This is a genomic window from Streptomyces sp. NPDC044921 (assembly GCF_056432865.1).
The window spans coordinates 1-16,732 of record NZ_JBWKIF010000016.1 but is presented as its reverse complement, the minus strand read 5'-3'; the positions used below and the strand labels follow the sequence as shown (position 1 = coordinate 16,732).

16 protein-coding genes are annotated in these 16,732 nt (G+C 70.8%); 14 read left to right on the top strand and 2 right to left on the bottom strand.

What is annotated here, in order from left to right:
* Positions 1-42: 42 nt before the first annotated feature.
* Positions 43-945 (top strand): tRNA (adenine-N1)-methyltransferase, encoded by a 903-nt coding sequence (locus tag AC07DA_RS24200; protein WP_479130286.1) that lies wholly within the window; start codon positions 43-45, stop codon positions 943-945.
* A 321-nt stretch (positions 946-1,266) separates the two neighbouring features.
* Positions 1,267-1,845 carry a hypothetical protein gene (locus AC07DA_RS24195; RefSeq protein WP_479130285.1) on the top strand — a complete coding sequence of 193 codons (579 nt, stop codon included), beginning with the start codon at positions 1,267-1,269 and terminating at the stop codon, positions 1,843-1,845.
* A 60-nt stretch (positions 1,846-1,905) separates the two neighbouring features.
* Here AC07DA_RS24195 and AC07DA_RS24190 read toward each other — a convergent pair whose 3' ends face one another.
* The gene (locus AC07DA_RS24190) at positions 1,906-2,211 is read right to left on the bottom strand and encodes a ferredoxin (protein WP_479130284.1); all 306 of its coding nucleotides are present in this window, start codon (positions 2,209-2,211) and stop codon (positions 1,906-1,908) included.
* A gap of 246 nt (positions 2,212-2,457) precedes the next feature.
* On the opposite strand from AC07DA_RS24190, the gene arc reads away from it, so the two are divergent.
* From arc to prcA, 5 genes are all read left to right on the top strand, one after another.
* Complete coding sequence (arc, locus tag AC07DA_RS24185; RefSeq protein ID WP_114251065.1) at positions 2,458-4,224, top strand: proteasome ATPase; 1,767 nt, start codon at positions 2,458-2,460, stop codon at positions 4,222-4,224.
* 234 nt (positions 4,225-4,458) lie between these two features.
* Positions 4,459-5,970 carry a depupylase/deamidase Dop gene (gene dop, locus AC07DA_RS24180; RefSeq protein WP_479130283.1) on the top strand — a complete coding sequence of 504 codons (1,512 nt, stop codon included), beginning with the start codon at positions 4,459-4,461 and terminating at the stop codon, positions 5,968-5,970.
* Between the two features lie 178 nt (positions 5,971-6,148).
* Positions 6,149-6,367 (top strand): ubiquitin-like protein Pup, encoded by a 219-nt coding sequence (locus AC07DA_RS24175; protein WP_019757212.1) that lies wholly within the window; start codon positions 6,149-6,151, stop codon positions 6,365-6,367.
* Positions 6,368-6,704: 337 nt separating this feature from the next.
* The gene (gene prcB / locus AC07DA_RS24170; protein ID WP_479130282.1) at positions 6,705-7,550 is read left to right on the top strand and encodes a proteasome subunit beta; all 846 of its coding nucleotides are present in this window, start codon (positions 6,705-6,707) and stop codon (positions 7,548-7,550) included.
* Positions 7,551-7,618: 68 nt separating this feature from the next.
* Complete coding sequence (gene prcA, locus AC07DA_RS24165; RefSeq protein ID WP_479130281.1) at positions 7,619-8,362, top strand: proteasome subunit alpha; 744 nt, start codon at positions 7,619-7,621, stop codon at positions 8,360-8,362.
* Positions 8,363-8,665: 303 nt separating this feature from the next.
* Here prcA and AC07DA_RS24160 read toward each other — a convergent pair whose 3' ends face one another.
* Entirely contained in the window at positions 8,666-9,676 is a 1,011-nt protein-coding gene (locus tag AC07DA_RS24160) for a LacI family DNA-binding transcriptional regulator (RefSeq protein ID WP_479130280.1), read from the bottom strand.
* Positions 9,677-9,763: 87 nt separating this feature from the next.
* Between AC07DA_RS24160 and AC07DA_RS24155 the strand changes: the two genes are divergently transcribed.
* The 7 genes from AC07DA_RS24155 to AC07DA_RS24125 all read left to right on the top strand — a co-directional run bounded on the left by AC07DA_RS24155 (position 9,764) and on the right by AC07DA_RS24125 (position 16,636).
* Positions 9,764-11,023 carry an MFS transporter gene (locus AC07DA_RS24155; RefSeq protein ID WP_479130279.1) on the top strand — a complete coding sequence of 420 codons (1,260 nt, stop codon included), beginning with the start codon at positions 9,764-9,766 and terminating at the stop codon, positions 11,021-11,023.
* A 9-nt stretch (positions 11,024-11,032) separates the two neighbouring features.
* Entirely contained in the window at positions 11,033-12,394 is a 1,362-nt protein-coding gene (gene pafA, locus AC07DA_RS24150) for a Pup--protein ligase (RefSeq protein ID WP_479130278.1), read from the top strand.
* Between the two features lie 131 nt (positions 12,395-12,525).
* A complete protein-coding gene (locus AC07DA_RS24145) occupies positions 12,526-13,527 on the top strand; it encodes an FKBP-type peptidyl-prolyl cis-trans isomerase (protein WP_479130277.1) in 1,002 nt (333 codons plus the stop codon).
* A 61-nt stretch (positions 13,528-13,588) separates the two neighbouring features.
* The gene (locus tag AC07DA_RS24140) at positions 13,589-13,960 is read left to right on the top strand and encodes an FKBP-type peptidyl-prolyl cis-trans isomerase (RefSeq protein ID WP_019754140.1); all 372 of its coding nucleotides are present in this window, start codon (positions 13,589-13,591) and stop codon (positions 13,958-13,960) included.
* A 127-nt stretch (positions 13,961-14,087) separates the two neighbouring features.
* A complete protein-coding gene (locus AC07DA_RS24135; RefSeq protein ID WP_479130276.1) occupies positions 14,088-15,065 on the top strand; it encodes a helix-turn-helix transcriptional regulator in 978 nt (325 codons plus the stop codon).
* Between the two features lie 14 nt (positions 15,066-15,079).
* Positions 15,080-16,258: a helix-turn-helix transcriptional regulator gene (locus AC07DA_RS24130; RefSeq protein WP_479130275.1), complete on the top strand. Its 1,179-nt coding sequence runs from the start codon at positions 15,080-15,082 to the stop codon at positions 16,256-16,258.
* 84 nt (positions 16,259-16,342) lie between these two features.
* Complete coding sequence (locus AC07DA_RS24125) at positions 16,343-16,636, top strand: hypothetical protein (RefSeq protein WP_479130274.1); 294 nt, start codon at positions 16,343-16,345, stop codon at positions 16,634-16,636.
* Positions 16,637-16,732: the final 96 nt, after the last annotated feature.

Here is a 16,732-nt window from a genome sequence, read left to right as displayed (position 1 = left end):
GGGGTGGTCGGAGGCCCTCCCCGGGGCCGGTAGGCTGGTCACATGTCCGAACCGACCGGTGCCGCCCGCAGGCGCGGGCCCTTCAAGGTCGGGGACCAGGTTCAGCTGACCGACCCCAAGGGCCGCCACTACACGTTCACGCTCGAGGCCGGGAAGAACTTCCACACCCACAAGGGTTCCTTCCCGCACGACGAACTGATCGGCGCTCCCGAGGGCAGCGTTGTCCGCACCACGGGGAACGTCGCCTACCTCGCGCTGCGCCCCCTGCTCCCCGACTACGTCCTGTCCATGCCCCGCGGGGCAGCCGTCGTCTACCCGAAGGACGCGGGGCAGATCCTCGCCTTCGCCGACATCTTCCCCGGCGCGCGCGTCGTCGAGGCCGGCGTCGGCTCGGGCTCGCTCAGCAGCTTCCTGCTGCGCGCCATCGGCGACCAGGGCATGCTGCACAGCTACGAGCGCCGCGCCGACTTCGCCGAGATCGCCCAGGCGAACGTCGAGCGCTACTTCGGCGGCCCGCACCCCGCCTGGCAGCTCACCGTCGGCGACCTCCAGGACAACCTGTCCGACGCCGACGTCGACCGCGTCATCCTCGACATGCTCGCCCCCTGGGAGTGCCTGGAGGCCGTCTCCAAGGCGCTCGTGCCCGGTGGCATCCTCTGCTGCTACGTCGCGACCACCACCCAGCTCGCGCGGACCGTGGAGTCCATCCGCGAGCTCGGCTGCTTCAACGAGCCGACCTCCTGGGAGACGATGATCCGCAACTGGCACATCGAGGGCCTGGCCGTCCGCCCGGACCACCGGATGATCGGCCACACCGGCTTCCTGCTCACCGCCCGCCGCCTCGCCGACGGTGTCGAGCCGCCCATGCGCCGCCGCCGCCCCGCCAAGGGCGCCTACGGCGAGGACTACGCGGGACCCAACGCCGACGGCGGCACCGCCCGCTGAGACGGCCCGTCACCGCGTCCAACGCACGGGCGCCGGGGCGCAGTTCCGGACCCCGCACCGGGAACTGCGCCCCGGCGCCTTTCCGTTGCCGCCCGGGGTGAACCCGGGCGTGACGCCGTTGACCTGCCGCGCCGCACCCGGCGGCCGCCTCACGCGGCCGCAGCGGCCCGCGCAGGCACCGGCTCGGTGACCGGGCGCCCAGTGGCGCAACCCTTCTGACTTCCCGCCTGCGACCGACCTACACCCCGCCGTTCCGTCGCGGTGTGACGTGTGGCACCATCTTGGCCACCCCACCGGTACAGCCCTCAGGAGACACTCCTAGTGCAGCCTTCCGCCGTCCCGGAGCTCGCCCACACCCACACCCGCCCCATCCACTGGCTCGCCACCGCCACGGCGCTCGCCGCAGTGGTGGCCCTCTCCTCGGTCCTCCAGCCCGGCGCGGCGACGGCCGCCCAGTCCGGCGCCTCCGAGGCCCCGCGCACCCCGGCGCCCCTGGCCGCGCCCGACCCGGCCTCGGTGGAGTTCCCCCTCGACTGCGGCCCCGTGCAGGCCGTGGCGGAGAAGAAGGCGTCCGGAGACCTCGACGGCGACGGCAACCCCGAGACGGTGGCCGTGGTCCACTGCGACTCCCCGATGGGCACCCCGCCCGACGGCGTGTACGTCCTCACCCGGGGCGGCGCCGACGGCAAGCCGCGCGTGGTGGCCACCCTGCTCGACCCCGAGGACGGCACCACCGTCGGCGACTTCGCCGTCCGCGCGGGCGCGGTGACGGCCACCCTCCTCGGCTACTCGTCCCCGGACGTGCCGCGTTGCTGTCCCGACGAGAAGAGCGACGTGAAATGGCGTTGGCAGGACGGCACGTTCGTCCGCTCGACACCGGCCGGCGCGCGCAGCGTGTGAAGCCCGTGTGGCACCGGTGTGTGAGATATCAGACAGTAGTGACGGAACGTGGAGAACTGGTCACTCCGCGTCCGGTCCGTAGACTTCGGTCCTGTCCGAAACCCGTCGTACGTGGATGCACTCGCCCGGACACTCCTTGGCCGAGTCGATCACGTCGGTGAGAAGCGGCAGGGGAACGGGCGTTGTCGCCCCCTTGTCCTGGAGCAACTCGTCGTCGGCGCTCTTCACATAGGCCAGACCGTCGATGTCCAGCTCGAACACCTCCGGCGCGTACTGGGCGCAGATGCCGTCGCCGGTACACAGGTCCTGGTCGATCCACACCTCCAGCGCCTCGCCCTCGACCCCGGCCTCCTGCTGCACGCTCATGTCTCCTGCCGTTTCATGCGTCGAGCCGTGCCGGGAATCCGGCCAGCTCTGACGGGTGTTGAACGCTTCGACGGTACCCGAGGCTGGGTTCCAATCATGTTCGCTGGGTATTCCCCTGGCGTGAGGGAGAGCGCAAGGGTGAAGATCGGACACACCCCGACCGTCTTTGTGATCTAGGGGTTTCAATCGACACCCGCCCAGGTAGGGTCTGGAAGCGTCCAGCTCCCCTTGGAGGAGGTGAGGACCGTGGCAGCCCACGACGACGACATGAACCGCGGCATCCGCCCGGGACGCGGGTCCGACGACCCGGCCGGGCAGATCGCCTACCTTGAGCAGGAGATCGCCGTCCTGCGACGCAAGCTCGCCGACTCTCCGCGACACACGAGGATTCTCGAAGAGCGGATCGTCGAGCTGCAGACCAATCTGGCCGGCGTGTCCGCGCAGAACGAGCGACTGGCGAACACGCTCCGTGAGGCCCGGGACCAGATCGTGGCCCTCAAGGAGGAGGTCGACCGGCTCGCGCAGCCGCCGGCCGGCTTCGGCGTCTTCCTGACGGCGAACGAGGACGGCACCGCCGACATCTTCACCGGCGGCCGCAAGCTCAGGGTGAACGTCAGCCCCAGCGTCGAGCTCGAGGAGCTCCGGCGCGGCCAGGAAGTCATGCTCAACGAAGCGCTCAACGTGGTCGAGGCCATGGAGTTCGAGCGCGTGGGTGACATCGTCACCCTCAAGGAGATCCTCGAGGACGGTGAGCGGGCCCTGGTGCTCGGGCACACCGACGAGGAGCGGGTGGTGCGGCTCGCCGAGCCGCTGCTGGACGTCACCATCCGCCCCGGCGACGCCCTGCTCCTGGAGCCCCGCTCCGGCTACGTCTACGAGGTCGTCCCCAAGAGCGAGGTCGAGGAGCTCGTCCTCGAAGAGGTCCCCGACATCGGCTACGAGCAGATCGGTGGTCTCGGCGGCCAGATCGAGGCCATCCGGGACGCCGTCGAGCTCCCCTACCTCTACCCGGACCTGTTCAAGGAGCACGAACTGCGGCCGCCCAAGGGTGTGCTGCTGTACGGACCCCCTGGATGCGGTAAGACCCTGATCGCCAAGGCCGTGGCCAACTCGCTGGCCAAGAAGGTCGCCGAGGTGACCGGCCAGGCCGCCGGCAAGAGCTTCTTCCTGAACATCAAGGGCCCCGAGCTGCTGAACAAGTACGTCGGTGAGACGGAGCGGCAGATCCGCCTCGTCTTCCAGCGGGCCCGTGAGAAGGCCAGCGAGGGCACGCCCGTCATCGTCTTCTTCGACGAGATGGAGTCCCTCTTCCGCACCCGTGGCTCCGGTGTCAGCTCGGACGTGGAGAACACCATCGTCCCGCAGCTGCTCGCCGAGATCGACGGTGTGGAGGGCCTGCAGAACGTGGTCGTGATCGGCGCCTCCAACCGCGAGGACATGATCGACCCCGCCATCCTGCGCCCCGGCCGGCTGGACGTGAAGATCAAGATCGAGCGTCCGGACGCCGAGGCGGCCAAGGACATCTTCGGCAAGTACCTCACCGAGCGCCTCCCGCTGCACGCCGACGACCTCGGCGAGCACGGCGGCGACAAGGGCGCCACGGTCCAGAACATGATCCAGACGGCCGTCGAGCACATGTACGCCGAATCCGAGGAGAACCGCTTCCTGGAGGTCACCTACGCCAATGGCGACAAGGAGGTCCTGTACTTCAAGGACTTCAATTCCGGCGCCATGATCGAGAACATCGTGGGCCGCGCCAAGAAGATGGCGATCAAGGACTTCCTCGAGAAGAACCAGAAGGGCCTCCGCGTCTCCCACCTCCTCCAGGCCTGCGTGGACGAGTTCAAGGAGAACGAGGACCTGCCGAACACCACCAACCCCGACGACTGGGCCCGCATCTCCGGAAAGAAGGGCGAGCGGATCGTGTACATCCGTACGCTCATCACCGGAAAGCAGGGCGCGGACACCGGACGCTCCATCGACACGGTGGCGAACACCGGTCAGTACCTGTAAAAGGCAGGGCGGCTGCGGGTGCCCGTCGCGGGTACCCGCAGCCGACTGTTTTTCAGGCCACGGCTGGAGCAACGCAATGACGCAAATGATCTCCCCACCAGCGCAAAGGCGTTCTAGGCTCTTGCGTACCGCCGAGTCGCGCAGTGCGGGGACGGGCACCGCACACGCAACCGAGCGCCAGCGGTATCTGAGTGGCGCCCACGACCGAGGGTGCCGCCGGGCAAGGAGGGCCGCATGACCGTACGGCGAGTAATGGGCATCGAGACGGAGTACGGGATCTCCGTCCCCGGCCACCCCAACGCCAATGCCATGCTCACCTCGTCCCAGATCGTGAACGCCTACGCGGCGGCGATGCACCGGGCCCGCCGGGCCCGCTGGGACTTCGAGGAGGAGAACCCGCTGCGGGACGCGCGAGGCTTCGACCTCGCCCGCGAGGCCGCCGACTCCAGCCAGCTCACGGACGAGGACATCGGCCTGGCCAACGTGATCCTCACCAACGGCGCGCGGCTCTACGTCGACCACGCGCACCCCGAGTACAGCGCCCCCGAGGTGACCAATCCCCGGGACGCCGTGCTGTGGGACAAGGCCGGCGAGCGGATCATGGCCGAGGCCGCGGAACGGGCCGCGCAGCTCCCCGGTGCCCAGCCGATCCACCTGTACAAGAACAACACCGACAACAAGGGCGCGTCCTACGGCACGCACGAGAACTACCTGATGAAGCGGGAGACCCCCTTCTCGGACATCGTGCGCCACCTGACGCCGTTCTTCGTCTCCCGTCAGGTCTTCGCCGGAGCGGGCCGCGTCGGCATCGGCCAGGACGGGCACGAACACGGTTTCCAGCTGAGCCAGCGGGCCGACTACTTCGAGGTCGAGGTCGGCCTGGAGACGACGCTCAAGCGCCCGATCATCAACACCCGCGACGAGCCGCACGCGGACGCCGAGAAGTACCGGCGCCTGCACGTGATCATCGGCGACGCGAACCTGTCGGAGATCTCGACCTACCTCAAGCTGGGCACGACCGCGCTGGTGCTGTCGATGATCGAGGACGGCTTCATCGCCGTCGACCTGGCCGTCGACCAGCCCGTGCGCACCCTCCACCAGGTCTCGCACGACCCGTCCCTGAAGCGCCTGGTCACGCTGCGCAGCGGCCGTACGCTCACGGCGGTCCAGCTGCAGATGGAGTACTACGAGCTGGCGCGCAAGTACGTGGAGGAGCGGTTCGGGGCGGACGCCGACGAGCAGACCAAGGACGTCCTGTCCCGCTGGGAGGACACCCTCACCCGTCTGGAGCACGACCCGATGAGCCTGGCCGGCGAGCTGGACTGGGTCGCCAAGCGGGAGCTCATGGAGGGCTACCGGCGCCGGGACAGCCTCGACTGGGACGCGGCCCGGCTGCACCTGGTCGACCTCCAGTACGCCGACGTACGGCCCGACAAGGGCCTGTACAACCGTCTGGTGGCCCGGGGGCGCATGAAGCGGCTGCTGACCGAGGAGGACGTCGAGCGGGCCCGTACGGCGCCGCCGGAGGACACCCGGGCGTACTTCCGCGGGCGCTGCCTGGAGCAGTACGCGGACGACGTCGCGGCGGCCTCCTGGGACTCGGTGATCTTCGATCTGCCGGGGCGGGACTCGCTGCAGCGCGTCCCAACCCTGGAACCGCTTCGCGGAACGCGTAATCACGTCAAGGAGCTCCTGGACCGCTGCCGCACCGCGGAAGACCTGGTCAGGGTGCTTTCGGGAGGATGACCGCGATCAGTGGGTACTCGGTTGGGGCCCGCCGGACAGGGTGGAAAATCCCTGGTCCGGGAATCATCGAGGTGGTCCCCGTACGTTGGAGCAACTGCGGGGCCACGGTCGGGCCCGGCGAGTAGGGTCTGATCTTGACCGAGCAACTGTGTCGGGCGAACCGAGCGGGGTGAGGGATATGGCGACCAAGGACACCGGCGGCGGACAGCAGAAGGCCACCCGGTCCACCGAGGAGGTCGAGGAGCAGGCGGCGGAGACGCAGGCTTCCGAGGACCTCAAGGAGCGTCAGGAGAAGCTGAGCGACGACGTGGACTCGGTCCTCGACGAGATCGACGACGTCCTCGAGGAGAACGCCGAGGACTTCGTGCGGTCCTTCGTGCAAAAGGGTGGCCAGTAAGGCGCCTGTGCCTTCATTCCGAAGGTGAACGGGGTGCGCGGGTGACGGACGGGCGGAGCGCGGAGCGCTGCGCGCGGGACAGGGCGTGACGCGCTGTCCCCGTGTGCGGCGCTCCGGGCGTCCAAGGGCGTCCGGACCCCGCCGGCCCGTCGTCCGGGCCTGGTGGGCAAGTGCGGCATCGCTCCGGCGGAGTTGGGGTCGCCGGGCATGTGGATCACCGCCGCAGGACGGGTAGGGTCCGTGGCATACCGTGCCCCCGGTCGCAACCGGACCGGGGTTGTTCCAAGGATCGGCCCGACGTCACAGGGCGGGCTGTCGCATACGTGGAAGGAATCGCGTGGAAGCCAACACTCGTAGCACCGGGCGTCTACCAGCTGCCTTCCTGACGCCAGGCTCTTCCTCCTTCATGGACTTCCTGTCCGAGCACCAGCCGGAGATGCTGCCGGGCAACCGGCAACTGCCGCCGACCCAGGGTGTGATCGAGGCGCCGCACGGCACGACGATCGTCGCCGTGACGTTCCCCGGCGGCGTCGTGCTCGCCGGTGACCGGCGGGCCACCATGGGCAACGTCATCGCGCAGCGGGACATCGAGAAGGTGTTCCCCGCCGACGAGTACTCGGCGGTGGGCATCGCCGGGACGGCGGGCCTGGCCGTGGAGATGGTGAAGCTGTTCCAGCTGGAGCTGGAGCACTTCGAGAAGGTCGAGGGCGCGCAGCTGTCCCTGGAGGGCAAGGCGAACCGCCTCTCGACGATGATCCGCTCCAACCTGGGCATGGCCATGCAGGGACTGGCCGTCGTCCCGCTGTTCGCCGGGTACGACGTGGACCGGGAGAAGGGCCGCATCTTCTCCTACGACGTCACGGGCGGGCGCTCCGAGGAACACGGCTACGCGGCCACCGGTTCCGGCTCGATCTTCGCGCGCGGCGCGATGAAGAAGCTCTACCGGGAGGACCTGAGCGAGGACGAGGCCACCACGCTCGTCGTCCAGGCGCTCTACGACGCGGCAGACGACGACTCGGCGACCGGCGGTCCCGACGTCGCCCGCCGGATCTATCCCATCGTCACCGTGATCACCGAGGACGGCTTCCGCCGGCTCTCCGAGGACGAGGCGTCGCGGATCGCGCGCTCGATCCTGGAGCGGCGGCTGGAGCAGCCGGACGGTCCGCGGGCCGCGCTGCTGTGAGCGGCGGGCTGTCGTGACGAGGTGGTCCAGTGAACCGACGGAATCCTGAAGAGAGGGACGGATAACCGGTGTCGACGCCGTTCTATGTCTCACCCCAGCAGGCGATGGCCGACCGGGCGGAATACGCCCGCAAGGGCATCGCCCGTGGTCGCAGCCTGGTCGTGCTGCAGTACGCCGACGGCATCGTGTTCGTCGGTGAGAACCCGTCCCGCGCGCTGCACAAGTTCAGCGAGATCTACGACCGGATCGGCTTCGCGGCCGCCGGCAAGTACAACGAGTACGAGAACCTGCGGATCGGCGGTGTGCGCTACGCCGACCTGCGGGGTTACACCTACGACCGGGACGACGTGACGGCCCGGGGCCTGGCGAACGTGTACGCGCAGACGCTGGGCACGATCTTCTCCAGCGCGGCGGAGAAGCCGTACGAGGTGGAGCTGGTGGTCGCCGAGGTCGGGGAGACGCCCGACGGCGACCAGATCTACCGACTGCCGCACGACGGGTCCATCGTGGACGAGCACGGCTCGGTCGCGGTGGGCGGCAACGCGGAGCAGATCAGCAGCTACCTGGACCAGCGCCACCGGGACGGCATGACGCTGGCGGAGGCGCTGAAGCTGGCGGTGCAGTCGCTGTCGCGCGACACCAACGGCAGCGAGCGGGAGATTCCCGCGGAGCGGCTGGAGGTGGCGGTGCTGGACCGGACGCGGCCGCAGAAGCGCAAGTTCAAGCGGATCAGCGGGCGCCAGCTGTCCCGGTTGCTGGAGGAGGCGGCCGGGGCGGGTGGCTCCGAGACGGCGTCGAAGGACACCGAGTAGTCGTACCCGACAGTTGCGCACGGCATCGGCGCCCCGGTCACGTTGTGGCCGGGGCGCGGGCGTGTGGGGGCGCGCGTGCTTGCGCCTGACGGTGGGGGGTGGGTCGGGGCCGCGCCGGGGGGTGTCCGTCCTCGGAACGGCGCGATGGGGTTGGACGCCGACTGACTGTCCGTTGACGCGCCAACCGCTGCGGGCGGACACCCCCCGGCACGGCCCCTGCCGTGCGTCGGCGGCCGCGGGAGCGTGGTGGCTCGCCCAGCGGATAGCGGATGTGGCGGGCCTCCGCCGCGACGCCGGGTACGGCTAACGCGGCGGGGCCGTGGAGCCCCGGGTGACCAGCCGTACCGGGATGTCCCCGCTCTCGGGCTCGCGGCCCTCCAGGACGGCCAGCAGGGCCCGCATGCCCCGTTCCCCGAACAGCTCCGCGTCCAGGCGGACCGTCGTCAGCTCCGGGTCGATCGCCGTGGCCAGGGCCAGGTCGTCCAGGCCCGTGACCGACAGGTCGTCGGGGACGCGCAGGTCCAGGCGGCGGGCGGCCTTGTAGACGCCCGCGGCCAAGAGGTCGTCGTCGCAGACCACGGCCGTGGGGCGAGGTCCGGGAGCCGACAGAGCGGCCTGCGCCGCCGGCACCGCGCCCGCGATGGAGATCGGGGAGCGGGCCGTGGCGACCGAGGTGCCCGGCACGCCGGCCAGGCGGGAGGCCAGTTCCCGGGCCCGTACCTCGAAGGTCCAGGACGGTACGTCCGCCGCCAGGTGGAGGAAGCGGCGGTGGCCCAGGGACAGCAGGTGCTCGGCGACCTGGCGGACGCCGTCGGCGATGTCCAGGTTGACCGTCGCCGCGCCCAGGCTGCCCGCCGGGTCGCTGTCCAGCATCACCAGGGGGAGTGCCTCGCCGCGGATCGCGGTCAGCGCGTCCGCGGCCATGGAGGAGGCTAGGACGCCGTCCAGGGCCGCCTGCGCGGAGGCGAACGGGTCGCGGGCGGGGCCGATGCCCTCGGGGGAGGGGTAGAGGACCACGCCGAAGCCGTGTTCGGCGGCGACCCGGGCCGCGCCCGTGTAGACGCCCGCGAAGAACTCCGTGGTGAGGGCCGGGACGACCAGCAGGACCGTGCGGGTGCGGCCCAGGCGCAGGTTGCGGGCGGCCAGGTTCGGGCGGTAGCCGAGGTCCCGGGCGGCCTCGCGGACGCGTTCGGCCGTGGCCTGTGAGACCCGGCCGCGCCACTTGTCGCCGAGGACCAGGGAGACGGCCGCCTGGGAGACGCCGGCGGCCTGGGCGACGTCCCGGCTCGTGGGGCGGGTGCTGCCTCGTGCCACGGCGGGCCGCTCCTTCGTCTGGACTCGTGAACAGCGGACATGGTACGTATGGAAGCCGACGTTATACGTAAAACCTAGGGCGGGGACATGGCCACGGGATACCTGGAGATCCTTCGGGCGCGGCACGCCGCCCGCCTGCTCGCCGGCACGCTGGTCGGCCGGCTGCCCAACGCCACGGGCGCCATCGCGATCGTGCTGTTCGTCCGGGCGGAGGGCGGCACGTACAGCCTGGCCGGTGCCCTGGCGGCGGTGTACGGCGTCGCCAACGCCGTCGGGCAGCCCGTGCTGGGCCGGCTCGTGGACCTGCGCGGGCAGCCGCGGGTGCAGCTGCCCGCCGCCGTGCTGTCGGCGCTGGCGATGGCCGCCTTCGCCTTCTGCGGCATCGGGTCGCTCCCGCTCGCGTACCTCGCGGTCGCCGCCGCCGGGCTCTTCACGCCGCCCCTGGAGGGCGGTCTGCGGGCACTGTGGCCGTCCGTGCTGCGCCGGGAGGACCAGGTGCACACGGCCTACGCCATGGACGCCGTGGCCCAGGAGGTGATGTTCACCGTCGGGCCGCTGCTGGTGACGCTCTGCGTGTCCCTGTGGTCGGCGCAGGCCGCCCTGCTCGTAGTGAACGTCGTGGGCGTGCTGGGAGCGCTGTCCGTCGTCGTCTCGGCGCCCTCGCGGGCCTGGCGGTCGGCGCCGCGCGAGGCCCACTGGCTCGGCGCGCTGCGCTCCGCCGGGCTGCTGGCCCTGCTGGCGGCGTTCCTGTTCATCGGGATGGCGCTGGGGTCCATCACGGTCGCCTCGGTGCCGTACGCCGACGCGCACGGCGGTGACGCCGTGTACGGCTGGATGATGGCGGCCCTGGGGTTCGGGGCGCTGGTCGGCGGCGCCGTGTACGGGGCCCGGCAGTGGGTCGGCGAGCCCGCACGGCGACTGCGGGTGCTCGTGGCGCTCCTGGTGGTGTGTTACCTGCCGCTGACGCTGATGCCGGACGCGGTGCCGATGGTGGCGCTGACCGCGCTCGCCGGGGTCTTCCTCGCCCCCGCCATCGCCTGCGCGTTCGTCCTAGTCGACCGGCACGCCCCGCGCGGCACGGTCACCGAGGCGTTCTCCTGGCTGGTGACCACGTTCACCGTGGGCCACTCGGTCGGAACGGGCGTCGCGGGGCCGGTCGTGGAGACGGGCGGGGCGCAGTGGGGTTTCGCCGTGCCGGCCGTCGCGGGTGGCGTGTCCCTGCTGGTTTTGGCCGCCACAGGACGGGTAGTCGCAGCTCCCGGCCGGGGAGCGGTCGTTGCGGCCGGTTCGGAAAATGATCCAAACCGTGCTGTCGAACCCCGTTTCAGTTCAGGGGATCGGGCGTAATGTTCCCTCATGGACCGCCGCATTTTCGGGCTGGAGAACGAGTACGGCGTCACGTGCACGTTCAGGGGACAGCGCCGCCTGTCTCCTGACGAGGTGGCGCGGTACCTCTTCCGCCGTGTCGTGTCATGGGGCCGCAGCAGCAATGTCTTTCTGCGAAACGGCGCCCGCCTCTATCTCGACGTGGGATCGCATCCGGAATACGCCACACCCGAATGTGACAACGTGATCGAACTGGTCACCCACGACAAAGCCGGCGAGCGCATTCTCGAAGGACTCCTGGTGGACGCCGAACGACGCCTGCACGAGGAGGGAATCGCGGGCGACGTCTACCTCTTCAAGAACAACACCGACTCGGCGGGCAACTCCTACGGCTGCCACGAGAACTATCTCGTGGCGCGGCACGGGGAGTTCTCGCGTCTCGCGGACATTCTGATCCCGTTCCTGGTCACACGGCAGCTGCTGTGCGGCGCCGGCAAGGTGCTGCAGACGCCGCGCGGAGCCGTGTACTGCGTCAGCCAGCGGGCCGAGCACATCTGGGAGGGCGTCTCCTCGGCGACGACCCGTTCCCGGCCGATCATCAACACCCGCGACGAGCCGCACGCGGACGCCGAGCGCTACCGCCGCCTGCACGTCATCGTGGGCGACTCGAACATGTCCGAGACCACCAACCTGCTCAAGGTCGGCGCCACCGACCTGGTGCTGCGCATGATCGAGGCCGGCACGGTGATGCGCGACCTCACCCTGGAGAACCCCATCCGGGCCATCCGCGAGGTCAGCCACGACATCACCGGCCGCCGCAAGGTCCGCCTGGCCAGCGGGCGCGAGGCCTCCGCCCTGGAGGTGCAGCGCGAGTACTACGAGAAGGCGCTGGACTTCTGCGAGCGCCGCGGCATCCGCACGGGCACGGTCGAGCGGGTCCTGGAGCTGTGGGGCCGCACGCTGGACGCGATCGAGAGCGAGGACCTCGACCGCATCGGCACCGAGATCGACTGGGTCATGAAGTACCAGCTCATCGAGCGGTACCGGGCCAAGCACAACATGACGATGTCGCACCCGCGGGTCGCGCAGATAGACCTCGCCTACCACGACATCCACCGCCGTCGTGGCCTGTACTACCTGCTGGAGAAGAAGGGGCAGGCGGCCCGCGTCTGCAACGACCTGAAGATCTTCGAGGGCAAGTCCGTCCCGCCGCAGACCACGCGCGCGCGGCTGCGCGGCGACTTCATCCGGCGCGCCCAGGAACAGCGCCGCGACTTCACGGTCGACTGGGTGCACCTGAAGCTCAACGACCAGGCGCAGCGCACCGTGTTGTGCAAGGACCCGTTCCGGTCGGTGGACGACCGCGTGGAGAAGCTGATCGCCGGAATGTGAGCCGTCGCACCGGCGCGGAAAATCGCCGGAACGCCACACGGGCGCCGTACGTTACCAGTGCGGCGCCCTGCTCACGCCGTAGAGTTGCGCGCACTCCATCCACGAGATCAACCGATTACGAGGCCCCCACAGTGCGCCGACGCTCACTTCTTCTCACCGTGCCCGCAGGTCTGGCCACGCTCGCCGCGTGCGGCGACGACAAGTCCGACTCGAGCAAGGCCAGCGACAGCCCGTCGCCCTCGGCGTCCGGCCCGTCCGCCGCGCCGTCGCCGAAGATCGTCGACGGCCCGCTGCCCGCGGTCACGGCCGGGACCAGGTTCGACGAGAAGCCCACGGTCGCGAAGGGCAGCGGCGAGCCCTCCAAGGACCTCGCGGTGAAGACCCTCATCGCGGGCGGCGGCAAGACCGTCGCGGAGAACGACTTCGTCGTGGCGAACTACCTGGGACAGATCTGGAACTCCGCCAAGGTCTTCGACAACTCCTACGACCGCAAGGCCCGCCTGGCCATCCAGCTCACCCAGGGTCAGATCATCGACGGCTGGCGGTACGCGCTGGCCGGCAAGAAGGCCGGCAGCCGCGTCGAGATGGCCGTCCCGCCCACCTGGGGCTACGGCACGCAGGGCAACGCCCAGGCGGGCATCAAGGGCACCGACACGCTGGTCTTCGTCGTCGACATCCAGGACGCGTTCAACGCCACCAGCTCCGCCAAGGGCGAGAAGGTCCCGCAGGACGACGCGGACCTGCCCAAGGTCGGCACCAACACCGACGGCAAGGCCCCCTCCATCGAGGTGCCCAAGGCGACCGCCCCCAAGAAGCTCGTCGCGGAGTACGTCCTGGAGGGCGACGGCGAGGAGGTCGCCGCCGAGAACAGCGTGCTGGTGCAGTACAAGGGCGTGCTGTGGGACGGCGGCAAGGAGTTCGACTCCTCCTACGCCAACAAGCAGCTGGTGTCGTTCTCGTTGCAGCAGGTCGTCAAGGGCTGGGCGCAGGGCCTGACCGGCAAGAAGGTCGGCAGCCGGGTCCTCATCGTCATCCCGCCGGAGCTGGGCTACGGCGACAACCCGCCGCAGGGCAGCGGCATCAAGAAGGACTCCACGCTGGTCTTCTCGGTGGACATCCTCGCGAAGCTGTGAGGCGCGCGGGATGTAAGACTGTGCGTGTTCGCCTTTTCGCAGACAAGCAGGAGCCAAAGACGTGAGCATCGACAAGCCCGAGATCGACTTCCCGGGCGGCGAGCCCCCGGCGGACCTCGAGATCAAGGACATCTGGGAGGGTGACGGCCCGGTCGCGCAGGCCGGCCAGACCGTCACCGTGCACTACGTCGGTGTCGCCTTCAGCACGGGCGAGGAGTTCGACGCCAGCTGGAACCGCGGCACCCCGTTCCGCTTCCCGCTGGGCGGCGGCCGGGTCATCAAGGGCTGGGACCAGGGCGTGCAGGGCATGAAGGTCGGCGGCCGCCGCCAGCTGACCATCCCCGCCCACCTCGCCTACGGCAACCAGAGCCCGACCCCGGCGATCAAGCCCGGCGAGACGCTGATCTTCGTGGTCGACCTGCTCGGGGTCTGATCACGGTCCGACAGACTCGATCACCTGGGGCCCATGCCTGTCCGGCATGGGCCCTCGGCTTTTGCCGTACCACCCTGTGGCGGTACGGTCATCGCTCGTAAGCACCATAGGGAGGCGAAGCGCGTCGATGGCCATTGCCAAGGCCGAGCGGCTGATGAACCTGGCACTGTGTCTGCTCGGGACACGGCGGCCGCTCAGCAAGCGCGAGCTGCGTGACTCCATCGAGGCCTACGTCGAGGCCTTCGGACCGGGCAACGGCCCGAGCGGCAACGACGACTCCTTCAACCGCATGTTCGAGCGCGACAAGGACGACCTGCGCGAACTCGGACTGGTCATCGAGACCGTCGAGAGCCTCGACGGCGACATCGGCTACCTGGCCCGCCGCGACAGCAACCGCCTGCCGCCCATCACGCTGGACGCCGAGGAAGCCGCCGCGCTGGGCCTGGCCGCCAAGGTGTGGCAGCAGGCCCGGCTCGCCGGCGCGGCCAGCGGCGCCCTGCAGAAACTGCGCGCGGCCGGGCTCCCGGAGGACGTCGACCCGTACGGGTCGCACGGCGCGCTGGAGCCCCGGATCCCCGTCCACGAGGCCGCGTTCGAGCCGCTGATGCTGGCCTGCCGGGACCGCCGGCCGGTGGTCTTCGACTACCGCAAGGCCACGGCCGCCCACCCCGAGCAGCGGCACGTCGAGCCGTGGGCGCTGGAGTGCTGGCGGGGCCACTGGTACCTGGCGGGCTGGGACCGCGACCGCGGTGCCGAGCGGGTCTTCCGGCTGTCCCGGATCACCGGCAAGGTCCGCTCCCGCGGCGGCCGGTACACCGCCCCCGTGCCGGACGTCGTCACGGTCCGGGAGACCGTCGCGGGCTGGGCCGGGGAGATCGCCGACCGCTCGGCCCGGATCCGGCTGCGCTCGGGCGCCGGGTACCCCCTTCGGGCGAAGGCCACCTCCGTGCGGGAACTCGGCGACGGCTGGGACGAGTTGGAGATTCCGTACGGCCACGGCCTTGACGCCTGGCTGGTGGAGTTCGGGCCGGACGTGATCGTCCTGGAGCCCGCCGAGCTGCGGGCCGACGTGGTGGACCGGCTGCGGGCCGTGGCCAAGGGCTGAGGGGGAGCACGACAGTGGCAGGCAAACCGGTCAGGCCCGTGAACGCCATCGACCAGACCCGGCGGATGCTCTCGCTGGTGACGTATCTCCGGGAGCGCCCCGGGGCCCGGGTCGAGGACGTCGCGCGCGCCTTCGGGATCACCGAGGACGAGCTGGTCTCCGACCTCGACGTGCTGCCCATGTGCGGCACGAGCTTCCGCGGCGGTGACCTCCTCGACATCGACACCGACGGCGAGCGCATCTGGTGGCACAACCCGGCCGCGCTCGCGGCGGAGGCCGCCGAGCCGCTCAGACTCGCCGCCGACGAGGCCACCGCGCTGCTCGTCGCCGCCCGGGCCGTGTCCACCCTGCCGGGGCTGCGCGAGAGCGACCGGCAGGCCCTGCTGCGGGCGACGGCCAAGGTGGAGACCGCGGCCGGCGAGGCCGCGGGCGCCAGCTCGCGCCTGTCGGTGACCTTCGAGTCCGAGGGCGGCGTCTTCGCCGACGTCGACCGGGCCATCGCCGAGCGCCGCCGGCTGTGGATCCGCTACTACTCGCCCGCGCGGGACGAGGTCACCGAGCGGGAGATCGACCCCATCCGCCTGGTCAGCGTCGGGCACACGTACGTCGAGGCCTGGTGCCGCCGCTCCGAGGCGCGCCGGACGTTCCGGCTGGACCGCGTCGCCGAGATCAGGATCCTGGACGAGCCCTCGGCGCCGCCCGAGATCGAACTGCGCGACCTGTCCGAGGCGCTGGTGCAGCCCGCGGCCGAGGACCCGGAGGTCGTCATCGAGGTCGGGCCCGGCGGCCGGTGGGTCGCCGAGTACTACCCGCACGACAGTGCGGATGAGCTGCCGGACGGCGGGCTGCGTATCACTCTGCGCACGCCCGACCCGGCGTCGCTGCGCCGCCTGGCGCTGCGGCTCGGACGGGACGGCCGGATCGTCTCCCCGCCGGAACTGGCCGACAGCGCCCGGCAGGCGGCGCGCGAGGCGCTGGCGGCTTACGACGGCATCGAGGCGGTCGACGCGGCGGGCCCCGCCGGAGCGGCCGACGCGATGGACGCCACCGCGACGGCCGGCGCGGTCGACGCGGGCGGGACGGGCGCAGCGGCGGTCCCCGCCGGGACCGCGGGCGTCCCCGAGCCGTCCGGGCCGTCGGCGGCGCGGGCCGTGCGGGCGGTCCCGGACGGGCCGGGCGGCGGACGCGGGTGAGCCGACGCGCCCACCCCCCGGGCAGCCGGCCGAGGCTGTTCCGCGGCTCCGGAGCGAACGACCCCAGGAAGAGGAGCGAGGGCTGTGACCGAGTCGGCGACGTCCGGTGCGCGGGGCATGACGGTGGAGTCCGCGTTCGCCGGGATGAGAAGCGTGTCCCCGGTGGTGTTCCGCGCGGGCTGCCCGGACTGCCGGGAGCGCTTCGAGCTCACCGCGAGCGCCCTGCGCCTGGCCATCGGCGCCACGAGCCGTACGACGTTCTACTCCTTCACCTGCCCGGAGTGCGGCGCGTCCGTCCGCAAGCCCGCGGGGGAGCGGATCGTGGAGCTGCTCACCGGCGGCGGTGTGCGGACGCTGCGGCTGCACTCCACCGCCTAGATGTGCTGTCCGGACAGGTTGGTGACGCGGCTGGCTGGGGTGTGGCCGCTGATGCCGGTGTGGGGTCGGTGGTAGTTGTATCAGTCCAGCCAGTCG